Origin of the sequence: Pseudonocardia kujensis (assembly GCF_021283305.1) — a bacterium.
GTDB classification, from domain to species: Bacteria; Actinomycetota; Actinomycetes; order Mycobacteriales; family Pseudonocardiaceae; genus Pseudonocardia; species Pseudonocardia kujensis.
Genome location: NZ_JAJSOK010000003.1, coordinates 118,488 through 143,432, shown reverse-complemented (window position 1 = coordinate 143,432; position 24,945 = coordinate 118,488). Strand labels below are relative to the sequence as shown.

23 protein-coding genes and 3 pseudogenes are annotated in these 24,945 nt (G+C 70.2%); 20 read left to right on the top strand and 6 right to left on the bottom strand.

Annotation, left to right across the window (positions count from 1 at the left end):
* Positions 1-990: 990 nt before the first annotated feature.
* From LWC35_RS40790 to LWC35_RS03650, 14 genes and pseudogenes are all read left to right on the top strand, one after another.
* Positions 991-1,095 (top strand): annotated as a pseudogene (locus LWC35_RS40790) (hypothetical protein); the annotation flags it as partial.
* A gap of 85 nt (positions 1,096-1,180) precedes the next feature.
* Positions 1,181-1,531 carry an aldehyde dehydrogenase family protein gene (locus LWC35_RS38935; RefSeq protein ID WP_308194455.1) on the top strand — a complete coding sequence of 117 codons (351 nt, stop codon included), beginning with the start codon at positions 1,181-1,183 and terminating at the stop codon, positions 1,529-1,531.
* Positions 1,532-1,726: 195 nt separating this feature from the next.
* Positions 1,727-2,440 carry a GntR family transcriptional regulator gene (locus tag LWC35_RS03705; RefSeq protein ID WP_232868452.1) on the top strand — a complete coding sequence of 238 codons (714 nt, stop codon included), beginning with the start codon at positions 1,727-1,729 and terminating at the stop codon, positions 2,438-2,440.
* Positions 2,441-2,900: 460 nt separating this feature from the next.
* A complete protein-coding gene (locus LWC35_RS03700; protein ID WP_232868451.1) occupies positions 2,901-4,166 on the top strand; it encodes an MFS transporter in 1,266 nt (421 codons plus the stop codon).
* Positions 4,167-4,191: 25 nt separating this feature from the next.
* Positions 4,192-5,349, top strand: coding sequence for an amidohydrolase family protein (locus LWC35_RS03695; RefSeq protein WP_232868450.1), 1,158 nt, complete (start codon positions 4,192-4,194; stop codon positions 5,347-5,349).
* Between the two features lies 1 nt (position 5,350).
* On the top strand, positions 5,351-6,574 hold the full coding sequence (locus LWC35_RS03690) for an alpha-hydroxy acid oxidase (RefSeq protein ID WP_232868449.1): 1,224 nt from the start codon (positions 5,351-5,353) through the stop codon (positions 6,572-6,574).
* On the top strand, positions 6,571-7,083 hold the full coding sequence (locus LWC35_RS03685; RefSeq protein ID WP_232868448.1) for a Rieske (2Fe-2S) protein: 513 nt from the start codon (positions 6,571-6,573) through the stop codon (positions 7,081-7,083). The genes LWC35_RS03690 and LWC35_RS03685 overlap by 4 nt, the downstream gene beginning before the upstream one ends.
* The gene (locus LWC35_RS03680; RefSeq protein ID WP_232868447.1) at positions 7,080-8,195 is read left to right on the top strand and encodes an amidohydrolase family protein; all 1,116 of its coding nucleotides are present in this window, start codon (positions 7,080-7,082) and stop codon (positions 8,193-8,195) included. The genes LWC35_RS03685 and LWC35_RS03680 overlap by 4 nt, the downstream gene beginning before the upstream one ends.
* Positions 8,192-9,001, top strand: coding sequence for an HpcH/HpaI aldolase family protein (locus tag LWC35_RS03675; protein WP_232868446.1), 810 nt, complete (start codon positions 8,192-8,194; stop codon positions 8,999-9,001). The genes LWC35_RS03680 and LWC35_RS03675 overlap by 4 nt, the downstream gene beginning before the upstream one ends.
* Entirely contained in the window at positions 8,998-10,026 is a 1,029-nt protein-coding gene (locus tag LWC35_RS03670) for a phosphotriesterase family protein (protein WP_232868445.1), read from the top strand. The genes LWC35_RS03675 and LWC35_RS03670 overlap by 4 nt, the downstream gene beginning before the upstream one ends.
* The gene (locus tag LWC35_RS03665) at positions 10,023-10,967 is read left to right on the top strand and encodes a PDR/VanB family oxidoreductase (protein WP_232868444.1); all 945 of its coding nucleotides are present in this window, start codon (positions 10,023-10,025) and stop codon (positions 10,965-10,967) included. The genes LWC35_RS03670 and LWC35_RS03665 overlap by 4 nt, the downstream gene beginning before the upstream one ends.
* Before the next feature lie 98 nt (positions 10,968-11,065).
* Positions 11,066-11,779, top strand: coding sequence for a GntR family transcriptional regulator (locus LWC35_RS03660; protein ID WP_232868443.1), 714 nt, complete (start codon positions 11,066-11,068; stop codon positions 11,777-11,779).
* 336 nt (positions 11,780-12,115) lie between these two features.
* Positions 12,116-12,484, top strand: a pseudogene (locus LWC35_RS03655) (IS110 family transposase); the annotation flags it as partial.
* Positions 12,485-12,794: 310 nt separating this feature from the next.
* A pseudogene (locus tag LWC35_RS03650) lies at positions 12,795-13,067 on the top strand (VWA domain-containing protein); the annotation flags it as partial.
* 231 nt (positions 13,068-13,298) lie between these two features.
* On the opposite strand, the gene LWC35_RS03645 reads toward LWC35_RS03650, so the two are convergent.
* The 4 genes from LWC35_RS03645 to LWC35_RS03630 are packed head-to-tail and all read right to left on the bottom strand — an operon-like array spanning position 13,299 to position 16,646.
* Positions 13,299-13,706 carry a nuclear transport factor 2 family protein gene (locus tag LWC35_RS03645; protein WP_232868442.1) on the bottom strand — a complete coding sequence of 136 codons (408 nt, stop codon included), beginning with the start codon at positions 13,704-13,706 and terminating at the stop codon, positions 13,299-13,301.
* Positions 13,703-14,539 (bottom strand): mycofactocin-coupled SDR family oxidoreductase, encoded by an 837-nt coding sequence (locus LWC35_RS03640; RefSeq protein WP_232868441.1) that lies wholly within the window; start codon positions 14,537-14,539, stop codon positions 13,703-13,705. The genes LWC35_RS03645 and LWC35_RS03640 overlap by 4 nt, the downstream gene beginning before the upstream one ends.
* Positions 14,540-14,541: 2 nt before the next feature.
* The gene (locus LWC35_RS03635; RefSeq protein ID WP_308194453.1) at positions 14,542-15,786 is read right to left on the bottom strand and encodes a bifunctional 3,4-dihydroxy-2-butanone-4-phosphate synthase/GTP cyclohydrolase II; all 1,245 of its coding nucleotides are present in this window, start codon (positions 15,784-15,786) and stop codon (positions 14,542-14,544) included.
* Positions 15,787-15,824: 38 nt separating this feature from the next.
* On the bottom strand, positions 15,825-16,646 hold the full coding sequence (locus tag LWC35_RS03630; protein ID WP_232868440.1) for an enoyl-CoA hydratase-related protein: 822 nt from the start codon (positions 16,644-16,646) through the stop codon (positions 15,825-15,827).
* 176 nt (positions 16,647-16,822) lie between these two features.
* Here LWC35_RS03630 and LWC35_RS03625 point away from each other — a divergent pair, with 176 nt between their 5' ends.
* The 5 genes from LWC35_RS03625 (at position 16,823) to LWC35_RS03605 (ending at position 21,596) form a co-directional block, all read left to right on the top strand.
* Positions 16,823-17,944: an acyl-CoA dehydrogenase family protein gene (locus LWC35_RS03625; protein WP_232868439.1), complete on the top strand. Its 1,122-nt coding sequence runs from the start codon at positions 16,823-16,825 to the stop codon at positions 17,942-17,944.
* A 25-nt stretch (positions 17,945-17,969) separates the two neighbouring features.
* On the top strand, positions 17,970-18,860 hold the full coding sequence (locus tag LWC35_RS03620) for an acyl-CoA dehydrogenase family protein (RefSeq protein WP_232868438.1): 891 nt from the start codon (positions 17,970-17,972) through the stop codon (positions 18,858-18,860).
* Positions 18,857-19,816: an LLM class flavin-dependent oxidoreductase gene (locus tag LWC35_RS03615; protein ID WP_232868437.1), complete on the top strand. Its 960-nt coding sequence runs from the start codon at positions 18,857-18,859 to the stop codon at positions 19,814-19,816. Before LWC35_RS03620 ends, LWC35_RS03615 begins: the two co-directional genes overlap by 4 nt.
* Positions 19,813-20,313: a nuclear transport factor 2 family protein gene (locus LWC35_RS03610; protein ID WP_232868436.1), complete on the top strand. Its 501-nt coding sequence runs from the start codon at positions 19,813-19,815 to the stop codon at positions 20,311-20,313. The genes LWC35_RS03615 and LWC35_RS03610 overlap by 4 nt, the downstream gene beginning before the upstream one ends.
* 212 nt (positions 20,314-20,525) lie before the next feature.
* On the top strand, positions 20,526-21,596 hold the full coding sequence (locus tag LWC35_RS03605) for an LLM class flavin-dependent oxidoreductase (protein WP_232868435.1): 1,071 nt from the start codon (positions 20,526-20,528) through the stop codon (positions 21,594-21,596).
* Positions 21,597-21,647: 51 nt separating this feature from the next.
* Here LWC35_RS03605 and LWC35_RS03600 read toward each other — a convergent pair whose 3' ends face one another.
* Together LWC35_RS03600 and LWC35_RS03595 are read right to left on the bottom strand one after the other, a co-directional pair.
* Positions 21,648-23,156: a class I adenylate-forming enzyme family protein gene (locus LWC35_RS03600; protein WP_232868434.1), complete on the bottom strand. Its 1,509-nt coding sequence runs from the start codon at positions 23,154-23,156 to the stop codon at positions 21,648-21,650.
* Positions 23,157-23,807, bottom strand: coding sequence for a TetR/AcrR family transcriptional regulator (locus LWC35_RS03595; protein WP_232868433.1), 651 nt, complete (start codon positions 23,805-23,807; stop codon positions 23,157-23,159). It lies immediately after the preceding gene.
* Positions 23,808-24,108: 301 nt separating this feature from the next.
* Between LWC35_RS03595 and LWC35_RS03590 the strand changes: the two genes are divergently transcribed.
* Entirely contained in the window at positions 24,109-24,936 is an 828-nt protein-coding gene (locus LWC35_RS03590; RefSeq protein WP_232868432.1) for a mycofactocin-coupled SDR family oxidoreductase, read from the top strand.
* Positions 24,937-24,945: the final 9 nt, after the last annotated feature.

Below are 24,945 nucleotides of genomic sequence, written 5' to 3'. Positions count from 1 at the left end.
CGCCGCCGCGCTCGCCCCCGCGGCCGGCGAACCGGCCGCGGGAGTGGAATGGTCGGTCTTGGTTCGGTGGCCGACCACCTGACCATGGCCGAGACTGTTAACGCGGCCGGGAGCTGGCGCTGAGCGAGTCGTGCCTTTGAAGGTGCATTGCCTGAAGCGACAGTCCGGTCGGATTCGCGTGGCCGCCGGGCGGCCGCCGTGGGGGCTGACTCCGGCCTGAGTCCGACCGGCCGCCCCCGGAACCTCAGGCGGGGCGGCGCCGGATCGGGGTGGTCGCCGAGCTGGTGGGCGAACCGGATCGCCGGCACCGCCTGCTCAGGGTGCCGACGGCGGTGCCCGCGCCCGATCAGGTCGGTGAGATACCGGTGAGCGCGGCCAGCCCCGCCGACTATCAGCCCGGGGGCGTCCAAGGCACCCGCGCAGCGGTAGGCACTCAAATTGACCGACGAAGGCTCATATGGTGGTCGTCTCCATCCACCACCTCAACGGTCGCAGCCGGAGAACGCCCCTGACGACTTGCTGTCATGACACCAGTCATGACACGAAATCCCGTTGAAGGGCGCTGCGGAGGGGCAGGAGAGGGATCTCGTGCCAGCGTTGGCGCTGGTAGAAGGCTTGAGAGGGGAGTAGTACGCGCTTGACACCCGAGCGGTCGCAGGTTCGATCCCTGCCGCGCCCACCCTTTGGCCAGGTCAAACGCCTACCCGACGGGCTCAGTTGGAGTGAATCATGCCACGGGCGTGACACGAAATGGCGTAGGACGGTGCCGTGGTGAGGGGCTGGAGAGGGATCTCCTGTCAGCGCTGCCGTTTCTAGGCGGCCAGGGAGGGAGTAGTGCGCGTGTGCCGCCCTGTAGTTCCCGTTGGCGGACGGCGCAACCTGCACGTGGTGCCGGATGCGTCTTGGTTCGCTCCGAAGCGATGAGCTGACGGTCGCAGACGTTCTCCACCATCGGATGGGACGTCGTTCGTTCATGCACGCCCGAGCGGGATAGTCGGGGAGTCAGTCCCGGGTGCCGCGACCGGCGCCGGGAACCCGCTGGCGGAGACGACCCAGGTCGGCCCGCTGGTCTCCGCGCGGCAGCGGGATCGGGTTGAGGGCTCCATCGCCGAGGGCAAGGCCGAGAGCGCGCGGCTGACCGTCGGCGGGGCGGCCGGACAGCCTCGACCACGGCTGATTCGTGCAGCCGACGGTGTTTGCCGATGTGGAGAACAAGCACACGATCGGCCAGGAAGAGATCTTCGGTCCGGCGCTCTCGATGATTCCGTACGCCGACGAGGATCAGGCGGTCGCGCTCGCCGACGACAGCGACTTCGGCCTCGGTGGCTCGGTGTGGACCACCGACGGGGAGCGGGGCGAGGCCGTGGCCCGGCGCGTCGTGTCCGGCACGATCGGGATCAACCGCTACGTCAACGACCGACCGCGTCCTTCGGCGTGGTCAAGGCCAGCGGGATCGGCCGCGAGCCCGGGGCCGGAGGGACTACACGGCTACCAGATGCTCAAGACGATCTACCTTGACGCCTCGTCCTGACCAGCTGAGTCGGGCATGGTCCCCGCCGTCTGTATGGCGGGGGATCGCGAACGCGTAGACCCCGTACGTGCCCGTCCGAGGACGTCGCCACTTCCTTCTCGTACGGACGCTTGGCGGCGACGGGCGTGAGGAGTGTCGAGCTTGCGTCATCGCACCGTCACTGTCGGCGACCGGGTGGCTCGGTAGGATCGGCGCGTGGGTCGGACGGGCAAGGAGCAGCTGCGCGGCAATGTCGCGAGCGCGATCCGGGACCAGATCATGGCCCGGACCGTGCAGCCGGGGGAGCCTCTGCGACTCGGCCAACTGGCGGAACAGCTCGGAGTGAGTGTGACTCCCGTTCGAGAGGCGCTGCTGCTGCTGACCCAGGACGGCTGGGTGACCCACGAGCCGAACCGGGGCTTCCGGGTGTCGGCGGTCCGCCGTAAGGACGTCGAGGACACCTATCTGATGTGGGGCACCGCCGAGGGCGAGCTCGCGGCACGTGCCGCCACCCGGGCCACCTCTCGGGACGTGGACGAGCTCCGGAAGCTGGACGCGCAGATCCGCGACGCGGACCCGTCCGACGGGCACCTGGCCACCTCGCTGAACTCGGCGCTGCACCATTACGTGTCGGTGATTGCGGACGCGCCCAAGTTGGAGTGGTTCGCCGGTGCGGCGAGCAGGCTCGTCCCTCTGCAGTTCCCGGAGAACTTCCACGTCGTGCCGGGTTGGTCCGAGGTGAATCGCACCCAGCACACCCCCTTGATCGACGCCATCGCTGCCGGGGCCGTCGACCAGGCACGCATGCTGGCCAAGGAGCACTTCATGGGTACGGGCGATCTGCTCATGCAGTGGCTGGACTCTCTGGACTTCTGGGGGGAGCCGGACGCGCCGCAGAGCCCGCGGGGTCCGGGCCGGCTCGCCGGCTGACCGGTCGGGTCCAGACCGGGAGCGAGCGCCGAGCGCCCTACCCGAGCGTGATCGGGTGGTGGACATTGGGGCGACCAAGCGCCTCGGGCTCGCCGGAGCCCTCCGTTCCGTACCGGGTGACGACTGCTACGCGCCGGCGCGCCGCCGGGATCGTGCGAGTCGGGGTTCGGCGTGAGCCTGTCTCCTGCGCGAGGTCCTCGGCCACCCCCTTCTGCCCGGCGCTTCCGCAACGCGCGGGTCGAGGGGTTCGTACTCCGGGGCGCCACGGGCGCGCAGCTCGCGAGGGCTATGGACACTGTCGGCGGAGAAACGTATATTCTTGTTCACGAGAATATACGATCTGGCGCTCCGCCAGGTCGTGCTCCCACTTCGGAGGTCGACGGTGACCGACTCGCAGATTGCTGCCCGCAGCGCCGACGGCGCTCCGGTCGGTGATCCTCCTCAGCAATCCAGCCGCCGCATGCGGAACCGCGTGCTCGTCTCGAGCTTCGTCGGGTCCGTGATCGAGTGGTACGACTTCTACCTGTTTGGTGTCGCCTCGGCGGCGGTGTTCAACACGCTCTTCTTCCCCGACTTCAGTGCGACCGCCGGCACATTGGCTGCGTTCGCGACGCTGGCGGCCGGCTTCATCGCCCGGCCGGTGGGCGGCATCATCTGGGGCCACTTCGGTGACCGGATCGGTCGCAAGCGGATGCTCGTGCTATCCATCGTACTGATGGGTGCCTCGACCACCCTCGTGGGCGTGCTGCCGACGTACGCCTCGATCGGGGTCTGGGCGCCGATCCTCCTCGTTGTGATGCGGCTGGTCCAAGGCATCTCCGCTGGCGGCGAGTGGGGTGGTGCCGTGCTGCTGTCCATGGAGCACGCCCCCAAGCGCCGGGGGCTGTCCAGCAGTGTGGCGCAGATGGGTCTCTACGGCGGCATTCTGCTGGCCAACGGCGTCTTCGCGCTGGCCTCCGTCGCAACCGGGGACGCCTTCCTCAGTTGGGGCTGGCGGATCCCGTTCCTCGCGTCGGCGGTCCTCGTGGCGATCGGCCTGTGGATCCGGCTGGGCGTCGAGGAGAGCCCGGTGTTCAAGCAGGCACGCGAGCGCGCCGCGCAGGCGGCGGCCGCCGTCGAGAAGACGCGGATTCCACTTGTCGAGGTGATCAAGCGGCCGAAGAATCTGCTGCTGTCGGTCTTCCTCGTGCTCGGACCATTTGCGGCCAGTGCGGTGTACGGGACCTGGATCGTGTCCTACGGCATCCAGCTGCACTTCCCCCGGGCCGACGTGCTCAACGCGGTCCTGATCTCCGCCGCCATCGGCCTGGTGTTCCAGCCAGTCTTCGCGGGGCTCTCCGATCTCTGGGGCCGCCGGATCGTCGTCGGGGTCGGCGCGGTGCTGCAGGCGCTGAGCATCGTGGCGATGTTCTCGCTGATGGACACCGGCAGCGTCGCCGCGATGTACGCCGGAATCTCGCTGGCTGCGTTCGCCCACGCGATCGTCTACAGCCCGCTGGGCGCGTGGCTCGGTGAGCTGTTCCCCACGACCCAGCGCTACACCGGAGCCTCGCTCGGCTATCAGGTCGCCGGCACCCTCGGCGGTGGATTTACGCCGCTGGTCTGTGCCTCGATCCTGGCGTCGTCGGGCGGCACCGCCGGCATCTCCCTGTTCATGGCCGCGACCTGCCTGCTCACCGTGATCGCGGTGTTCCTGGCCAAGGAGACCTACCGCACCGTGCTCTGAGGCACGCGACCGGAGGAGTACCGACATGACTCTCACCGACACCCGTCCCGTCGAGGCGCCGGTCACCGAGAAGCTCGGCATCATCGACACCGACTTCCACCCGATGCCGCTGCCCACCGACCTGCAGGTCGCCGAGCACCTGCCCCAGCGTTGGCGCGACTACATCGCGCGCTACGGCCTGGGCAGCTTCGGCGGCGGGGTCTCGCCCTCGCAGCGCGAGTTCACCCACCGGCTCGACGCAGTAGACGAGCACGGGCGGGTCGGTGTCGACCCGCACCTGGCCGTGGAGCAGGTGGTCGACAAGTACGACATGTCCGCCGTGGTGCTGACCTGCCCGCAGACCTACATCATCACCCACGGCGGGGCGAACATGCCCTACGAGTGCGCGTTCGCGATCTACCGCGCCTACAACGACGCCCTGGCCCACACCTGGGCGGGTGCGGACGACCGGTTCAAGGCGAGCATCACCCTGCCCCGCGACCTCGCGGGCGCCGCCGACGAGATCGTCCGCTGCAAGGAGGGCCCGAACGGCGACTCCTACGTGCAGGTGCTGATGTCGCCGGCCGGGCAGGACCCGCTGGGCAAACAGCGCTACTGGCCCATCTTCGAGGCGTGCGAGCACTACGACGTCCCGCTGGGCTTCCATGTGCCGGGCATGGGTCGCCAGCCCACCGGCGCGGGGCGACAGAACTTCTACGCCGAGATGCACGCGGCGTTCGCGGTCCTGCCGATCTCGATGGTGCCCAGCCTGATCTTCGAGGGTGTGTTCGAGCGCTTCCCGAAGCTGAAGATCGCGCTGCTGGAGCTGGGCTGGGACTGGGCGGTGCCGTTCTCCTGGCGGCTCGACGCGACCTTCGAGAAGCTGCGCGACGAGCTCCCGCACCTGACCCGCAAGCCGTCGGAGTACCTGCGGGAACACTTCTGGTTCTCCACGCAGCCGATCGAGGAGCCCGAGAACCCGCACTGGACCCCGCACGTCTACGCGATGTTCGAGGAGTCCGGGTTCGCGGACCGGCTGATGTTCTCCTCCGACTACCCGCACTGGGACTTCGACTCGCCGTACGAGTCGGTGCCGCGATCGTTCCCGCTGGAGCGGCGCCGCCGGATCCTGGGGACGAACGCCAGCGCGTTGTACAAGATCCCGCTGCGCCAGGGACACGGTATCCCGGCAGTGGGGGCCTGACATGGCCCAAGTGGAGAAGGCCCGCCGCAGGCGGGCGGCCCGGTTGCTCGACCACGTGGACGCCCAGCGTGCCGCGGCTCGGGTGCTGCCGCGCGGGATCCGGGAGTACGTGGACGGTGGCTCCGAGGGGGAGGTGACCCTCGAACGCAACGCCCGCGCGTTCCGGGACGTGGCCTTCGCGCCGCGGATGGCGACGTGGGTCGACCAGCCCGACCTGTCCACGAAGGTCCTCGGCACGCCGATCGACCTGCCCGTGCTCACCGCCCCGTGCGGCGGGATGCGCCTGGTGCACCCGGACGGCGACCTCGGGCTCGCGACGGGTGCGGCGCGGGCGGGCACGATCCACGTCGCCAGCTCGGCCGCCGGGTACACGCTCGAGGACATCGCCGCGGTCGACGGGCCGCAGTGGTTCCAGCTCTACCGCTTCTCCTCGCAGGCCACGATGGAGAACCTGGTCGGCCGGGCGCAGGCGGCGGGCTACTCCGCGCTGGTCGCCACGGTCGACACGGCCGTGGCGGGCTTCCGGCCCCGGGACTACAAGAACGGCTTCAGCTACTCGATGCGGGTCAACGCCCGCAACGCCGTGAAGCTCGCCCCGCAGCTGCTGCCGAAGCCGGCCTGGCTGGCGCGATACCTGCTCGACGGGCTGCCCTTCGAGATCCCGAACACCGCCGAAGTGACCGTCGACGGCAAGCCGATGGTGCTCACCGAGATGACCAAGGGCGGCGCGGGCTCGCACTCGCCCACCTGGACCGACCTCGACTGGCTGCGCGCGAACTGGCACGGCCCGCTCGTGGTCAAGGGGATCATCACCCCGGACGACGCCCGGCGCGCCGTCGAGGCCGGCGCGGACGCGGTGATCGTGTCCAACCACGGGGGCCGCCAGCTCGACGGCTCCCCGGCCACGCTCACCGCGCTCCCACGGATCGTCGACGCGGTCGGGGAGAGCGCGGAGGTGCTGCTGGACAGCGGGATCCGCCGGGGCAGCGACGTGCTGAAGGCGCTGTCGCTGGGGGCCCGGGCCGTGCTCGTGGGCCGGCTGCCCGCCTGGGGCCTGGCAGCGGCGGGCACCGCGGGCGTCGAGCGGGTCCTGGAGATCCTGCGCACCGAGATGGTCCGCACGATGCGGCTGATGGGCTGCCGCAGCGTCGCCGACCTGGACCCGACCTGGCTGGACCCCGCGACGGTGCCCGGCCACCGCACGAAGGAGGTGGAGGTCCTGTGACGACCTCACCCACCCGTCCGGTCCGCACCACCCGCTTCGTGGTCGGCCGGGTCGAGGAGATCCCGCCGGGGGAGCGCCGGATCGTCGAGGCGAACGGCCGCGAGATCGGCGTGTTCAACATCCGCGGCACGTTCTACGCGATGCTCAACCGCTGCCCGCACCTGGGAGCGCCGCTGTGCGAGGGCGGTGTCGTCAACCAGATCGAGTCCCCGGTCCCCGGCGAAGTCCGCCTCGACGAGGGCCAGACCTTCGTGACCTGCCCGTACCACAACTGGGAGTTCGACGTCGAGGACGGCCGGTCCTACTGGAACCCGCGACTGCGCGCCCGCCCGTTCTCCGTCGCCCTCGAGGGCGCCGACGAGGTCAAGGCCGCGCTCGACCGCGGCGAGCTCGGCCGAATCCCCGGCCCCTACACCGCCGAGACCGTCGACGTGGCGGTCGAGTCCGACTACATCGTGCTGTCCCTGCGGCCGGCTCGCCAGGAACGACAGCCCGGAGGATCGTCATGACCACCCCCCTGCTGCAGGGCACCACGCGTGAGGCGTTGTGGACCGGCCCGGTGATCGACTGCGACGTGCACGCCACCCCGCCGTCGCTGGAGGCGCTGTTTCCCTACACCGACCCGGTGTGGGTGCAGGGTGCCCAGGAACGTGGCTGGAAGGGCCCGAACGGTCAGGCGCTGGCGTACCCGCCGAACGCACCGACGACGGCGCGGGACGAGTGGCGCCCCGAGGGCCGGCCCCCGGCGTCGCGCCTGGAGGACTTGCAGCAACACGTCCTGGACCCGTGGCGGACGGAGGTCGCGCTGGTCAACACCGCCTACGGTGTGGACTCGCTACGCCACCCGGACTGGGCTCCGGCGCTGGCCCGCGCGGTCAATGACTGGCTGATCGCCGAGTGGCTCGACCGCGACCCGCGGCTGGTCGGCTCGATGGTGGTCCCGGCCCGTGACCCCGCCGCGGCGGCCGCCGAGATCGAGCGCGTCGGCTCGCACCCACGGATCGTGCAGGTCACCATGCCGGTGCGTTCGGAGCGGCTCTACGGGCAGCGGGTGTTCTGGCCGATCTACGAAGCGATGACCCGCCACGACCTGGTCATGGGCCTGAGCTGGGGCGGGACCTCGGAGGACGCGCCGTCCCCGACCGGATACGCCTCCTGGTACGCCGAGGAGTACGCCGCGGAGATCCAGGTCTTCGGCGCGCAGCTGACCAGCCTGATCTACGAGGGCATCTTCCAGAAGTTCCCCGAGATGCGGGTGACGATGCTCGAGAGCGGCTTCGCCTGGGTCCCTACCTGGAGCTGGAGCATCAACAAGAAGTGGAAGGGCCTGCGCCGCGAGATCCCCTGGGTCGACCGGCTGCCCACCGAGATCATCCGGGATCACTTCCGGTTCTCGATCGCCCCGGCCGACCTCGGCCCGGACGCGCACGCCCGCCGGATCATCGAGTGGCTGGGCTCCGAGGACATCCTGATGTTCGCCACGGACTACCCGCACCTGCACACCAACGACCTCGCACGGGTGCTTGGCGTGATGCCGGAGTCCATGCGGCCCAAGGTGATGCACGAGTCCGCGCGGGACTGGTACCGGCTGGACAAGGCCCTGCAGAAGACGGCGTCGTGAGTTACGCCGTCGCCACCGCGGCCCATCCCAACCGGCTGCGGGGGATCCTGCAGTCGGGCGGGACGGCCGTCGGCCTGGCCTGCCACACCGGGGATCCGCACGTCGCGGAGACCCTGGCGATGGCCGGGTTCGACTACCTCTACCTCGACCAGCAGCACAGCGTGGGCGGGCTCGCCAGCCCGGTCGAGATGCTGCGGGCCACCGCCCGGACCGGCACCACCGCGCTGGTCCGGGTCGCGAGCAACGACCCGGTCCTGATCGGCCGGGCGCTCGACGCCGGCGCCGAGGGGATCATCGTGCCGAACGTCGAATCGGCCGAGGACGCCCGCCGGGCCGCCGCGGCGGCGCACTATCCGCCGCTGGGTGTGCGCAGCTGGGGGCCGACCCGCTCGGCCTACGGCCTCGGGCCGGACCCGGCAACGGTCAACGGTCAGGTGCTGTGCCTGGTCATGATCGAGACCGCGGAGGGAGTCGCCCGGGCGAAGGAGATCACCGCGGTCCCCGGCGTGCACGGCGTATACGTCGGGCCCGGTGACCTCGCCGTGAGTCTCGGCCTCGACCCGGTCACCGGCCCCCGCGACGAACGGCACCGCGCCGCCGTCGCCGAGATCGTCGCCGCCTGCGCCACCGCCGGCATCGCCGCCGGGATCACCGGCGATCCCACCACGGAGGCGGACCGGGGCTTCCGCCTGGTTACCGCGGGCTCCGACGTCGGCTTCCTCAAGGCCGGCCTGGCCGCCGCCCGTGCCCGCCGCGACGCCCTGACGCACCCCACCAGCGACATCGAAGGAGATGCCACCGCATGACCACCGTCAACACCCTGCGGGGCCCGATCGACAGCACGCAGATCGGCACCACGCTGATGCACGAGCACATCATGGCCCGCAACCCGGAGCTCGAGCAGAACATCGTGCACCCGGAGTACGACGAGGCGGCGATCTTCGAGCGGGCGCGGAAGAGCCTGACCTCGCTGCACGAGGACAAGGGCATCGACACCTTCGTCGACCTGACCGTGCTCGGGCTCGGCCGGGACATCCCCACCGTGCAGCGCCTCGCCGAGGGCGTGCCGCTCAACATCGTCGTGGCCACCGGCTACTACACCGCCAAGGACCTCCCGACCTACTTCCACACCCACGGCCCGGACGGGCTCGTCGGGAAGACCCTCGGCGGCCCGGACGTGCTGGAGACGATGTTCATCGAGGACATCACCAGGGGCATCCCGCGCACGGACGGGGTCAAGGCCGGGATCATCAAGATCGTCACCGACGAGCACGGCATCACCCCCGACCTCGACCGGGTCTACCGCGCCGCCGCCCGTGCCCAGGCCGAGACCGGCGTGCCGATCTCCACCCACACCAACGTCCACTTCGCCAACGGCCGAGACCAGCAGAAGTGGTTCAAGGCCAACGGGGTGGACCTCGAGCGCACCGTCATCGGGCACAGCGGCGACTCCACCGACCTCGACTACCTCAAGGAGCTGATGGACAACGGCTCCTTCATCGGCATGGACCGCTTCGGCATGGAGTTCGTGCTCGACGACGAGTCCCGCGTCGACACCCTCGCGAAGCTCCTCGAGCAGGGCTACGCCGAGAAGATCACGATCTCCCACGACGCCGGGTTCTTCTCGATCAACACCCCGCCGTCCTGGCGCGCGAAGCACACCCCGAACTGGCACCACCACCGCATCTCCGACTACGTGCTGCCCGAGCTGCGCAAGCGCGGGGTCACCGAGGACCAGATCACCCAGATGATGGTCGTCAACCCCGTACAGGTGCTCACCGGTGACACCGAGGCGACCAAGGCCGTGGCCGCGAAGGTGCTCGGGCCGTGACAGAGGACCTGACCGTGGTCGTCGCGGCGATCGAGGCCGAGGCGGACGGGATCGTCTCGCTGCGCCTGGAGCCCGCGGTGGGGGACAAGATGCCGGCCTGGGAGCCGGGCGCGCACATCGACCTGGTCCTGAGCCCGGACCTCGAGCGGCAGTACTCGCTGTGCGGGGACCCGACGGACCTGTCCGGCTGGCGGCTCGGCGTCCTGCGCGAGCCCGAGAGCCGTGGCGGCTCGGCGTACGTGCACGAAACCCTCGCCGTCGGCGACCAGGTGGTGTGCCGGGGCCCGCGGAACAACTTCGCCCTGGTCGACGCGAGCGAGTACCTCTTCATCGCGGGCGGCATCGGGATCACCCCGATCCTGCCGATGATCGCGGCCTGCGAGGACGCCGGGAAGCCCTGGCGGCTGTTCTACGGCGGGCGCCACGAGTCCACGATGGCGTTCCGCGGCGAGCTCATAGCCTACGGCGACCGGGTCACGTTCTGGCCGCAGGACACCCACGGCCTCCTCGACCTGGCCACGATCCTCGGCACCCCCACCACGGGCACCGCGATCTACTGCTGCGGCCCTGGGGTGCTGCTCGACGCCGTCGAGCAGCAGTGCGCCACGTGGCCCGCGGGGTCACTGCACCTCGAGCGGTTCCGGCCCAAGGAGGGAGCGCTCGACGGGGTGAACACCGCGTTCGAGGTCGAGCTCGACGACTCGGGCATCACCCTCACCGTCACGGCCGACCAGACCCTGGCCGAGGCCATCGAGGCGGCAGGGGTGGACCTGCCGACCTCCTGCCGGGAAGGCATTTGCGGGACCTGTGAGACCTACGTCCTGGAGGGAGAGCCGGACCATCGCGACTCCTACCTCAGCGCAGAAGAGCAGGCCTCCGGCGAGGTCATCATGCCGTGCTGCTCCCGCTCCCGGTCGCCGCGCCTGGTCCTGGATCTCTGAAAGGCCGATGTGACGACGTTCGAGCCGGACGGGCCCGTGATCGCCGCGTCGGCGATCACGGGTCCCGCGGGATCTGCTTCCGCCGGTAGGATCCGGGCGTGGCCCGCGCGGGGAAGGAGCAGCTGCGGCGCAACGTCGCGACTGCGATCCGCGACCAGATCATGGCGCGAACCGTGCACCAAGGGGACACCCTCCGACTCGGCCAGCTGGCGGATCAACTTGGCGTGAGCGTGACCCCTGTCCGTGAGGCTCTGCTGCTGCTCACGCATGACGGGTGGGTGCGACATGAGCCGAACCGCGGCTTCCGCGTCGCAGCAATCCGGCGCAAGGACGTCGAGGACACCTACCTGATGTGGTCGACCGCGGAGGGCGAAATCGCTGCGCGTGCCGCCACCAGGGCGACGGCGCGGGACGTCGATTACCTGCGCGAGATCGATCAGCGCATCCGGGAGGCGGACCCGGAGGACGGGCATCTCGCCACTGAGCTGAACTCCATCTTGCACCACTATGTCTCAGTGATCGCGGACGCGCCGAAGCTCGACTGGTTCGCCCGGGCGGCCAGCAGGCTGGTTCCGCTGCAGTTCCCGGAGAACTTTCATGTCGTCCCGGGCTGGTCCGAAGTCAACCGCACCCAGCACACCCCACTGATCGATGCGCTTGCGGCCGGGGATGTCGAGGTCGCACGGGCCAACACCGCTGCCCACTTCCGCGGCACCGGCGAGCTGCTGATGCGGTGGCTGGAATCGCTGGACTTTTGGGGCGAGCCGGACACGCCGAAGGATCTCGGAGACTCGGGGCGTCTGGCGGGGTGAGGGTCCGACTCGGACCCCTGGCGTCTGTGAATGCGCAGCTAACGCGGACTTGGGTCGCGCCGCAGGCCGCCGGTCAGACTGATCACCTCCAGCAGCAGCTTGTTCTGCGCTTTGCCGACGCGTGCTGCCGTCACCCCGCTGGCCGGCGAGATCGGGCAGGCCGACCTGGCCGTGCTCGAGCGCTGGGCCGACCCGCGCGCGTTGCTCGCCGCTGGCCCGGCCCGGCTCACCACCGTGATCGGCAAGGCCTCGCACGGGCGGCAGGGCGCCGCACGGGCCGCGGCCTGGCGGGCCGCCGCAACCGCCGCGGTCGAGCTCTACGCGGCCTATCCGGCGATGCCGTTCACCGACCTGGCCGCCGAGGTCGCCACCGAGGTCCGGCTGCTGCGCGCCGTGCAGGCCGAACTGGCCGCGCACGCCGCACACCGTGAGCACGCCTACCGATGGGCCGACCCCGGCCAGCTCGCGCGCAGCCTGCCCGGCCTGGCTCGCGTCGGCGCACCGGCACCGGTCGCGATCGTCGGCGACGCCGCCCGGTTCCCCACCGCGCGCCAGTTCCGCTCGTTCACCGGGCTGGCCCCGCGCGCCAGCGAGACCGGGAACACCGACCGCAAGGGCCGGCCCATGTCCAAGGCCGGGCCGGCGCTGCTACGCACCACCCTGATCCGGGCCGCGGGTACCGCCCGCCGCCAGGACCCGCAACTAGCGAAGATCTACTACACCCAGATCGTCGGATGCGGCGCCACCCACACCAAAGCCCTCTGCGTGGTCGCCGCCGCGCTGGCCGAACGCGCCTGGGCGGTGCTGCGTCGCGGCATGCCCTCCGTCATCTGCGACACCGCCGGCACCCACGTCGACCCCGCCCCGGCGAAGGCGATCATCGCCGAGCGATGGACCGTCCCCACCGAGGTCCGGTCACGCCGGCGCGGCCGCAAGAGCACCGCGACACACAAGGCGGGGAAGGCCCCTCACGCAGTCCCCGCGGGACACATCAGGTCAGACGCCGTCCGGCTCCATGCGCGGGGAGAAGGTCCGCATCGCCGCCGCCACCGTCGCCGCCCTGAGTGCGGACCTGTCCCGGGCCGGGGACCAGCTCGCGCTCGTGGCGTTCTGGTCCGACGCCGCCGTCGTCAAGGGGCTGACCGAACCCGCCACCCCGGCCGCGCTGCTGGACGCCCTGCTGCGGATCCCCGCCCACGGGCTCACCAACGTCGGCTTCGGGCGGTCGGTGGCCCACGCCGAGCTGGCCCGCTCCGCCGCCCGCAGACGGACCGCGATCCTGCTCACCGACGCCGTGCACAACGCAGGCCCCGACCCCCGCGACCCTCGCCCGCCGTTTCGGCGAGCTGCACGTGCTGCTCGAGACCGACGGCGAGCACGACCTCCCACTGGGCCGCGACCTCGCCTGCCTCGGCCACGGCACTCTCCCCCGTCGCGACCCATCGCGACGTGGCCCCCGCGCTCAACCGCATCCTCAACCGATAGGGCTGGGACGGGGCCCATGGGTCCCGTCCGCCGCTCAGCTGGAGGCGAGCCGTGCCCCGGCCAAGGCCGAACTGGTCAACGGTGTGTAGCGGTGCACCCTGAACCGCCACCGTCCGTCCTCGCGCACGAAGGTGTCGTCGTAGCGGCCGAGCGTGACGAGCTGCAGCGTGTCCGCGTGTACCTGGACGGCCTGCACATAGGCACTGCCGGTCGCCGTGTCACCGTCGACGTCCACCGCCACGCTGGAGATGAGGTGGCGGACGCCCGCCAGGGCTGCTCTCCCGGTCCGCGCCATCTCCTCGATCGCGGCCCGGCCGCGGGCTCGCTCCACGTCGTCCGACGTGAACGTGGCGTCCACGGCGAACAGGGCGGCGAACTCCGCCGGTCGGTCCTCGTCGTAGTAGTGGGCGTAGAGGCCGTAGAGGTCGACCGGACTGGTCATTTCAGGAGCGCACCGGCGTCGACCGGCAGGGCAGCGCCGGTGATGTAGCGGGCGTCGTCGGAGACCAGGAACAGCAGCGCGTTGGAGATGTCCTCCGGCTGTACCCACGGCGTGGGCAGGACCTGCAGGGTGCGGGAGGCCTCGAGGAAGTCTTCGTGGGTGGGGTTCTCCAGGTCCGGGCGGAACATCTTCCACGTCGCGAGATTGTCCGCCATCGGCGTCGCCACCTGGGTGGGATGGATCGTGTTCACGCGGATCGAGTCTGGTCCCAGCTCCAGGGCGAGGGACTTGGCGAGCCCGACGGTGCCGTGCTTGGCGGTGACGTAGTGCGGGATGTTCGCGAAGGGGTGCAGCCCTGCCACCGAGCTGGTGATCACGATCGACCCGCCGCGTCCGCCCGCCTTGATGTGGGGAATGCCGGCCCGCGCGGCGTGATAAGCGCCGTTGAGGTTGATGTCGATCATGTCCTGCCAGATGTGGTAGTCCATGCCCGCGGCTTCGGTCGGCGCAGCGGCGATGCCGGCGTTTGCGGCCACGATGTCGAGTCGGCCCAGCTCGGCCACGCCCTCGTCGACGACGGAGGTCATCTTCGGGAGGTCGCGCACGTCGGCGATGGTCGCGAGCATCCGGCGGTCGAGCGCCTCGACGAGCTTCACGGTCTCGTCGAGCTGCGCGCGGGTGGCGCCGGGGTACGGGACGCCCGGGATGTCCTCACAGATGTCGACGCCGATGATGTCGCAGCCCTCACGCGCGAGGGTCAGGGCGTGACTGCGGCCCTGCCCGCGCGCGACACCGGTGATGAAGGCGACCTTGCCCTCGAGCTTTCCGGCCATGACTAGGAGATCCTTTCGATGGGGAGGGCGTGACCCATGCGGTCACGCTTGGTGCGCAGGTAGCGCAGGTTCTCGGGAGTCTCGACGGTGGGCTGGGCAACGCGCCCGACGATCTCCAGGGCGTAACCGTCGAGTCCGCCGTACTTGGCGGGGTTGTTCGTGATCAGGCGCAACCGTCGGACGCCGAGGTGTCCGAGGATCTGTGCGCCGACGCCGTAGCTGCGGGAGTCCACCGGCAGGCCCTGTGCGGTGTTCGCGTCGACGGTGTCGAGGCCTTGCTCTTGCAGCGCGTAGGCCCGGATCTTGTGCGCCAGGCCGATTCCGCGGCCTTCGTGGCCTCGCAGGTAGACGACGGCACCGCAGCCCTCGTCGGCGACCGCGCGCATCGCCTGCTCCAATTGAGTGCCGCAGTCGCAGCGCAGCGAGCCGACGATGTCTCCGGTGAGGCACTCGCTGTGCACCCGGACCAGGACTCCGCGCTCGGAGCGACCCGCCGCGGCGATGTCGCCCATGACCAGGGCGAGGTGCTCGGTGCCGTCGAGGCGGGAGCGGTAGGCGACGGCGCGGAAGTCACCGAAGATCGTCGGCATGGTCGACTCGGCGACCTGCTCGACCAGCTCCTCGGTCGCCCGCCGGTAGCGGACGAGGTCCGCGATCGCGAGGACCGGCAGGTCGTGCTCCGCCGCGAACGCTGTGAGTCGCTCGCCGCGGAGCATGTCGCCGGCCGGGTCGCCGGTGTCGACCAGCTCGCTGATCACCCCGACGGTCTCGCGACCCGCGAGCCGGAGCAGGTCGACGGCGGCCTCGGTGTGCCCGGCCCGCACCAGCACACCGCCGTCGCGGGCGCGGAGCGGGAACACGTGCCCCGGCCTGCGCAGTTCACCGGCGGTCGTCGCGGGGTCGGCGAGCGCGTGGCACGTCCGGGCCCTTGCCGCAGCCGATACACCCGTCCCGGAGTCCACGTGGTCGACGGTCACCGTGAACGCCGTGCCGTGCGCGTCCTGGTTGTCCGTGACCATCACGGGCAGGCCGAGCGCGTCGGCCCGCTCGTGCGACATCGGGGCGCAGACGATCCCGGTGGTGTGTGCCACCAGGAACGCCATCTGCTCCGGTGTCACGGACTCGGCGGCGGCGATCAAGTCGCCCTCGTTCTCGCGGTCGTGGTCGTCGACCACCACGATCATGCGCCCCTCGGCGAGTGCCGCGACGGCGGCGCCGACACTGTCGGCAGGGGTGTGGCTCGGCACTGGAACCTCCTCGTTCACGTGCGGGGACTCGTGGCGCCTCAGTCGCGGAAGTGCGCTATCGCCTTCTTCAGGCCGATCTCCTTGACCAGCTCCTGCAGCTCGGCGACGTCCGGAGTGGTGTGGATCAGCGCGTCGGTGTCCGCGCCCATGCTCGCCACCGTGAGGAAACCGTTCATCTCCTGCACCCGGTTGATCGCCAGCTTCTTCATCCGCAGGATCGACGCCGGCGTCTTCGCGATGCTCAACGCGAGCTCGCGGACGTGCTGTTCGAGGTCCGCTGCGGGCACCGCCGCGTTGGCGAAGCCCCATTCGTACGCGGTACGTCCGTCGAGGCGGCGGCCCGCGACGAAGGAGAGTTCCTTGGCACGCTGGGGCCCGACCTGGAAGGACCACAGCGGCGAGATGAAGCCGCCGCCGAGGGGGATCGCCGGAGAGGCGGCGATCTGGGTGTCCTCGGCGACGACTGTGAGGTCGCAGAACAGGGCGAGCTGGGTGGCGCCGGCCATGCAGTAGCCGTGGATCTGGGCGATCACCGGCTTGGTGCTGCGCCAGATCCGGGTGAAGCGGTCGATGTACGCGGCCTGCCGGTCGCGGTCTGCCACAGAGCTGCGTGCGTGCGCGTCGCCGATCTCCTCGGAGTCGCTCGACACGTCGTAGCCCGCGGAGAAAGCCTTGCCCGCCCCGCGGATCACGACGACGCGGGCGTCGGAGTCCTCCAGTGCGGCGAGATGGTCGGCCAGCTCGTCGAGCATGCGCATGGAGAGCGCGTTGAGCCGCTCGGGCCGGTCGAACGTGAGGTACGCGATGGGGCCCTCGCGCTCCAGGGTCACCTCTGGGCGCTCCGGGGCTGCTTCCGGCACTGCTTCTCCTCGTCTTCGAGCGTCAGGCGACTCACAACCTACCGTCTGGTTGGGTCGTCGAGTCAAGGGTGCTCATGCATACTAAGCAGGCTTTGTGGTGCTTGTCGTTGACTCTGCTGTCGGTTGGTTCGTAATCTCCCTACCAGTTGGTCGAGATGTGGGAAGTCGAGGTGGCGATGACGCTGTCCAGACGGACGGACCTAGCGCTGTTCCGCCAGGATGCGGAGCAGTGGCTCCGTGAAGCGGTCCCGGAGCGGTGGAAGGCCGAGCGTGGGGCGTTGTCCGAGGAGGAGACCACCCAGATCAAGCGGGACTGGGACCGGCAGCTCTTCGAAGGCGGTTTCGCCGGGCTCTCGCTGCCCGCGGAGCACGGAGGACAGGGCCTCGGGTTGGCCGAGGAGGTGGCGTTCCACGAGCTCGCGGCCCGGGCGCACGCCCCAGAGGGGTTCGGTCGGATCGGGAAGATCCTGACCGCGCCCACGCTGATCGTGCACGGCACCGAGGACCAGCGGTCCCGGTTCCTGCCGGGCATCCTGTCCGGCGAGCACATCTGGTGCCAGGGCTTCTCGGAGCCGGGTGCCGGGTCGGACCTGGCGAGCGTCTCGACGACGGCGCGGCGGGACGGGAACGGGTACCGGGTGACCGGGCAGAAGGTGTGGACGAGCTTCGCGAACGTGGCTGACAGGTGCCTGCTGATCGCACGGACGAACCCCGACGCGCCGCGGTACCGGAACCTGTCGATGCTGCTGCTGGACATGCACCAGCCCGGCGTCGTGGTCCGCCCGATCAAGCAGATCTCAGGGACCTCACACTTCGCCGAGGTCTTCTTCGAGGACGTCTGGGTGGGCGATGAGGACCGCTTGGGCGCCGACGGCGAGGGCTGGAAGGTCGCGATGACCGTGTTGCAGAACGAGCGCGGCGCGGTCGAGGGCATCACCCGGTACGTGGAGATGCGCGGCGACATGGACCTGCTGCTGCGGCACTGTGTGGGCACCGCCTACGAGCGCGAGGCCGCGGACATGGACGTGCGCCTGGAGCTGGTGCGCTGGCAGGTGGCCAAGGCCGTCGAGCTGGAGCCGGACCCGGTGGCGTTCGTCCGGGCGTCGTCGGTGCTCAAGGTGACGTGGAGCGAACTGTGGCAGGAGATGACGCAGCTCGGACTGCGGATCGCTCCGCCCGAGCACCGCGCGCATTGGCGCCACCAGTACCTCGAGACGCGCGCCTCGTCGATCTACTCCGGTTCGTCGGAGATCCAGCGCAACATCATCGCCGAGCGGGTGCTCGGCCTTCCGAAGTGAGGGGGCGGCGGTGACGGTGAGACGGATGCGCGCGGGCGAGATCGGGGTCCTCGCGGCCGAAGGCGTGCGGGACCTGCTGGGCGGTGTCCTCGGCGGTACACCGGTCGCGGACTACGCCGAGACGGACCCACTCGGCTGGTCGGTGCTGAGCGACGGCGGCTGGGACGAGCTCGGTGTCCCGGAGGAGGCCGGCGGCGCGGGGGCGACCCTGCGTGACCTGGCCGAGGTGGCCGTGGCCTGGGGCCGGTTCTGCGCGCCCGCGCCACTGATCGAGACGATCGCGGCCAAGCGGTGGTCCGCCGCCGCGCGCGACCAGGCAGGGCCGGTCACGGTCGCGGTCCCGACCGCCGCGGGCGTCATGGCGCCGTACGGGGCGACGTGCCGGGTGCTCTCCGGGCTGGGCACGGGACCGGACGGCTTCCTGTCCGAGGTCGCCGGCCCGACCGATCCGTTCGCGCTCACGCTGCGGACGGTCTCGGTCGACACGGCCACGGCGTTCGCGGGCGAGGCGGCGCGTGAGCTGGCTGTGCTCTGGACGGCAGAGGGCGTGGGAGCAGCCCGCCGCTGCCTGACCGACGCCGTGGACTACGCCAAGGGGCGCAAGCAGTTCGGTGTGCCGATCGGCAGTTTCCAGGCGATCAAGCATCGGGCGGCGCACGCTCTGGAGTTGGTCGAGCGCGCCGAGACTGCCGTGCTCTGGGCCGCGGCCGACGGCTATGCCGAGGGTGCGGAGTCGATCGACACCCGCCGTCTCCTGCTGCACTCGCTGTCCACGAGCCAGGAGGTGGTGGAGAGCTGTATCCAGATCCACGGCGGCATGGGCTTCACTTGGGAGATGGGTGTGCACGTGTACCTGCGGCACATCGTGACGCTGCGCGAGCTGGTCGAAGGACTGCTGTCCCACCGCGCGCGGTGAGCGGGACGGAGGGGGTCTCGGTCGCACTCGGGACGGACTCCCTTCTGCGGACCGAGCTCGTCGCCCTCGCCGTGCGGGCAGAGGAGCTCGGCTTCCGCGGTGTATGGCTCACCGAGGCGACCGGCCGAGACGTCTTCGGCGTCCTGACCGAGATCGCGGTTCGTACCGAGCGGATCGAGCTGGGCACCGGGATCGTCAACGTGTTCGGACGCAGCGCCGCCACGCTCGCGCAGTCCGCGGCGGGACTGTCCGAGGCACTCGGCGGCCGCCCCCTGAACCTCGGCCTGGGCACCAGCGGGCGAGCACTCGTCGAGGGCTTCCACGACGTGCCGTTCGACCGTCCCGTCACTCGTCTCGCCACCTACATCCGCACCCTGCGCGCGCTCCTGGCGGGAGATCGGCTGAGATCGGGCTTCCGCCTCGCGGTGGCCCCGAACGGCCCGGTGCACCTGTTGGTGGCGGGCCTCACGCCTGCGTCGCGGCGGGTCGCAGCGGAGGCGGGCGGCTGGCTACCCATCTGGCTCGACGAGCTCGACCCGGCCTTGGCGGACCCGCCCGCACCGCGCATCGCGGCCTTTCACTACACGGCGGTGGACACCGATCCTGCCGTGGCCCGGGATGCGGTGCGCAACAGCGCCGCGTGGTACATCGCGGCGAACGGCAGCGCGTACGCGAATCTGTTCCGACGCAACGGCTTCGATGACGAGGTCGACCTTGTCACGGCCCGCTGGGTGGAGCGCGACCGGGCGGGTGCCCGGGCGGCCGTCTCCGACGACCTGATCGATCGGACGGCGCTGGCGGGCACCGCAGCGGGCGTCGTCGACGGGCTGGCGAGGCGGCGGTCACTCGGGATCGACGAGCCGGTCCTGCGGTTTGTCGACGGAGCCGGCGCCGAGCAGATCGCCGGGATGATGCGAGCCCTCGTGGTCCAGGCCGGACGGGAGCCGGACAGATGACGGAAGCGACGAACGAGGGGCTGCGGCCTCGTCCGGCTCGGGCAAGGGAGACGACCTGGCTCGCGGCCGCGTCGGCGGCGCCCATCGCGGACGACCGCGCGGCCGTCGTCGAGCGGGTGCACCGCTACGGCTGGGCGTTCGACGAGCGTCGCGCCGACCTGCTCGCCGAGTGCTTCACCGCAGGCGGCGTGTGGGAGGGCAGTGTCATGGGCACTGAGCTCATCGGTCCCTTCCGCGGCCGGCAGGCCGTGACGGACTGGCTCGGCCGGTTCTGGCCGACCCAGCCCGACCAGCGCAGGTACGTACTCACCAACGCCCTTGTCGAAGAGCTGGTGGACGACCGCGCCACGGTGCTTGCGTATCTGGTTCTGACCTCGGCCTCTGCGGGCGTGGTCCGGATGGAGACGACCGGCTGCTACCGCTTCTCCCTCGCCCGCGAGGCGGACGGCTGCTGGCGGATCGCCGTCTTGCGCGCCGGGTTCGACGCGCCGTTCTGACGAGCGGCCCCGCGCTGCAGAACGCTTGATCGACGAGGGCAACCTTCCATGCGTTTGACTCGGTTCGATCCCATCATAATTGCAGGCCAGAGCGCATTGACTAGTCCGCCGTACGATCGATACGCTGAGCCTGCCAGTCGGTTGGTTGGGTTTGCTGCCGCCGACTATGGAAGAACCGTGACAGTCACGAAGACCCGGCAAAGGAGCTGCTTGTGCGCGCCGCTGTGTTCCACACCCCGTTCATGCCGCCGACACGGTCGGCGAAGGAGATCTTCAAGTGGGCGGTGGACCGTGCTGTCGCCTCCGACCAGGCAGGCTGCTCCGAGTACTGGATCGGTGAGCACGCGACGCAGTCCTGGGAGTCCATTCCCAACCCGGAGCTGGTGATCGCCGCCGCGGCGCTGAACACCGAGCAGATCATCCTGGCGCCCGGGGCCCACCTGCTCCCCTACCACAACCCCGGGTCCCTGGCGATGCAGGTCGCCTGGCTGACCCAGATCCTCGAGGGCCGGTACATCCTCGGCATCGGCGCGGGTGCCTACCCGGCCGACGGTGCCATCCGCGGCTTCACCGACCTCTCCAAGAACCACGAGATGGTGATCGAGTCCATCGAGATCCTGGAGAAGATCTGGAAGGGGGAGCCCTTCCACCACGAGGGCACCTACTTCAAGGCCGGGTTCCCCGAGGAGGACCCGCATCACCCGTTCCGGGCGATGGCACCGCACGGCGGGAAGGTGCGGATGGGCCTGACCGGCCTGTCTCCCAACTCGCCGTCGATCAAGTTCGCCGGCGCGCACGGCTACCTGCCGCTCTCGGTGTACGCGGGCAACACCTTCCTCAAGAACCACTGGCAGGTCTTCGAGGAGGCGTCCACCGCGAACGGGCACAAGGCGGACCGCGAGGACCACCACGTGGTGCGGGACGTCTGCGTCGCCGAGACCGACGCCGCGGCCAAGAAGCTGGCGATCGAGGGTGGCATGGGCGAGGCGTGGAGCAACTACCTGCTCCCCGTCTACAAGCAGTTCGGCATCCTCGACGGGCTCGCCGAGGGCACTGGTGTGGACTCCGCCGACATCGACCTCGACTTCCTGGCCGAGCACGTGTGGATCGTCGGCAGCCCGGACACCGTCGCGGCCAAACTGGAGGAGTTCCAGGAGGCCACCGGCGGGTTCGGCACGATCATGCCCTACGACTACGACTACATCGACCAGGCCGAGGCGTGGAACGAGTCCACCCGGCTGCTGGCGCAGGAGGTTGCGCCGCGGGTCAAGCTGCCGGCCTGACGATCCTCACCCCAAGGCGCCCCTCGTGAGACGAGGGGCGCCTCGGGCGTGTCAGAGGGTCAGTGCACCGCGCACGATCTTCCCCGAGGCGTTGCGGGGCAGCGCCTCGCACAACACCACCCGGCTGGGCAGCTTGTAGCTCGCCAGGCTGCGGCGGCACTGCTCGAGGAGCTCCGCGCCGGTACGGCCGGGCGCGACGACGAAGGCCACGGGGGTCTGACCCCACCGCTCGTGGGGAGCGCCGACGACCACGCACTCGACCACCCCGTCGAGCCCGGCGAGGACCCGCTCGATCTCACTCGGGTACACGTTCATCCCGCCGCTGACGATCAGGTCCGACCGTCGGTCCATGATCGATACGTAGCCCCGCTCGTCGATCGTGCCGAGGTCACCGGTGCGGTATGTCCCACCGCCGAAGGTCGCCTCGGTCGCCTCGGGGCGGTTCCAGTAGCCGCGGGCGACCGAGCCCGAGGTGGCTACGAGCTGACCGACGCTCGAGCCGTCGTGGGGGAGCGGCTCGCCCGCCTCGTCCACGACCGTGACGTACGTGCCGGGCACCGCTCGGCCCACGCTCGCGAAGATCCCGGGGACGGATTCTCGGTAGTCCCGTTCGGTGGTCGCGGTGAGCAGACCGCCCGAGTTCTCCGTCATGCCCCAGCCCTCCACCAAGCGCGGCCCGATCACCTCGACGAGCCGTTCTAGCTGTTCGGGTGGGGCCTTCGACGCGGAGTGCAGAACCGATCGCAGCGACGCGACCCGGCTCGGGTCCTTCTCGGCGAGTGCGGTGAACTCCCCGATGGCGGGGCCGGGGAGGATCACGAAGTCCGCACCGCGCGCGGCGATCTCCGCGACGGCGTGCGCGGTCTCCCAGTGCGGGAGCAGGACCGTGGTGCCCCCGACGGCGAGATGGGGGAGGACGTGTGCCGGGACGGTCGCGGTGAACGACAGCGACAGCCCGAAGACCTGGACGCTGCCGAGGCTGTACCGGCAGGCCAGCGCGTTCGTGAGGCCGAGGTGGGTCACGGAGCGATGAGTGAGCTCGGCGCCCTTCGGGAAGCCGGTGGTGCCGCTGGTGTAGCCGATCACCAGGAGGTCGTCGGGATGCGGTTCGACGGGAGGGACCTCCGCACCCGCCGCCACGAACTCCTCGAACCCCGGCGTGTCGACGTCCAGCGCGGGGGTGAGCTCGAGGTCGAGTTCTGTGACCCGCCCGCCCACCGTCCCCTCGTGCACGAGCGCACGGGCGCCGGAGTCCTCCAGGACGAACCGGGCCTCTTCGGCGGTGAACCTGATGTTGACCGGTACGACCACGAGGCCCGCTCTGGCGCAGGCCAGGTAGGTCTCGATGTATTCGATGCGGTTGCCGAGCCAGACAGCGACCCGGTCGCCGGGGTCGAGCCCCCGCGCGAGCAGGCCCTGGGCCAGCCGGTTCGCCCGGTAGCTCAGCTCGGCGTAGGTTCGGATGCGGCCACCGGTCTCGGCCAGCGCGGCTCGCCGCGGCGTGGCCCGGGCCCAGTCCGCCACCGCGTGGCCGACGAGTGATCCCCGAGGGGTCGGCATCTACTCCTCCTGAGGTGAGGGCGCCGCCCGCGGCAGGACGGCAGGCACGTCGCCGCTGATCGAGGCCAGCGACATGTCGGTGAACGCGGTGGCGATCTCCTCCGGTGAGTACAGCCCGTCCGGCCGGTACCAGGTGGAGACGCTGTTCAGCGAGCCGATTATCAGCTGCGTCGCGACGCGCGGATCGACGTCCTCACGGACCCGGTCGCCGGTACGTGCCTTGTCGATGAGGGTGCGGATGAAGGCGTGGAACTCGCGGCCCTGGGCGCGAACCTCGCTGAGCCGTTCGCCGGTCAGCCATCTGCCCTCGTTGAAGTAGATGCTGACGCGCTCGATGTTGGTCAGGTACCACAACGCGATCCGCTGGAGGTAGGCGCGCAGCTGGTCGAGGGGATCGTCCGCACTCGCCAGCGCCTCCTCCATGATGCCTGCGGCCTGGGCGTGCGACTCCACGCAGATCCGGGCGAGCAGGTCTTCCTTGGACGAGATGTAGTGATAGAGGCTGCCCTTGAGCACGCCGACGATGTCGGCGACGTCCTGCAGAGAGGCTGCGGCGTAGCCCTTCTCGTAGAACACGGTGATCGCCGCGGCAATGAGCTCCGGTTCGCGGTTGCGGCGGTCACTGACCGCGCTCTTGCGCTTCGTCGCCATCGCTGTCCCCTCGTCGTCGCCGGCCCGGTCGTCCCCGCTGCCGCCGGCAGTGTCTCAGGTGGACGGGCCGCGGCTGTGCGACCGGTCCCGGCAAGTCTTCCCCACGACCATACAACCAACCGTCTGGTTCTACTACCAACGGTCGTGGTCCATCTTCGCCGGGATCCGGTTACTCAGCACGTAGAGGCGCAGGAGAGATGGGTGCTCGACGGCTTCTGCGGCGGAGGGATTGTGGTCGAACCATATGGTCGGTAGGTTCGACCGCGCACATGCTGTGGGACTCGACGAGGAGGGCTGTCAGATGGGACGTGTCGAGGGGAAGGTCGCCTTCGTCACCGGCGCTGCGCGCGGTCAGGGGCGCGCCCACGCGTTGCGGCTGGCCGAGGAGGGCGCGGACATCATCGCGGTCGACCTCTGCGACCAGATCGCGAGCGTGCCGTACGCGATGGCGAACGCCGGGGACCTGGAGGAGACGGCCAAGCAGGTCGAGGCCCTCGACCGGCGGATCGTCACGCAGCAGGCGGACGTGCGGGACCCGGCCGCCGTGAAGGCCGCACTGGAGGCGGGGGAGGCCGAGGTCGGGCCGGTGGACGTCCTGGTGGCCAACGCCGGCATCTTCAGCACCGAGCCGAGCGACACCATGGCGCAGCAGACCTGGCAGGACATGATCGACACCAACCTGACGGGTGTCTGGAACGCCTGCCAGGCGGTGCTGCCCGGGATGAAGGAGCGGCAGAGCGGGTCGCTCATCCTGACCAGCTCTACCGCGGGCATCAAAGGCTTCCCGACGCTGGCGCACTACACCGCGGCCAAGCACGGCGTCGTCGGGCTGATGAAGGCCCTGGCGGGTGAGTTCGGGCAGTTCAACATCCGGGTCAACACCGTGCACCCGACGTCGGTGGACACCGACATGATCCACAACGACGCCATGTACCACCTGTTCCGGCCCGATCTGGAGAACCCGGGCCGCGACGACTTCGGTCAGGTGTTCGAGTCGCTGCACCTGCTGCCGCACAAGTGGGTCGAGCCGCGAGACATCGCGAACATGGTGTTGTTCCTGGCCTCGGAGGAGTCTCGCTACGTGACCGGTATGCAGATGCGAGTCGACCTCGGGTACTGCGAGAAGTAGAGAACTCAC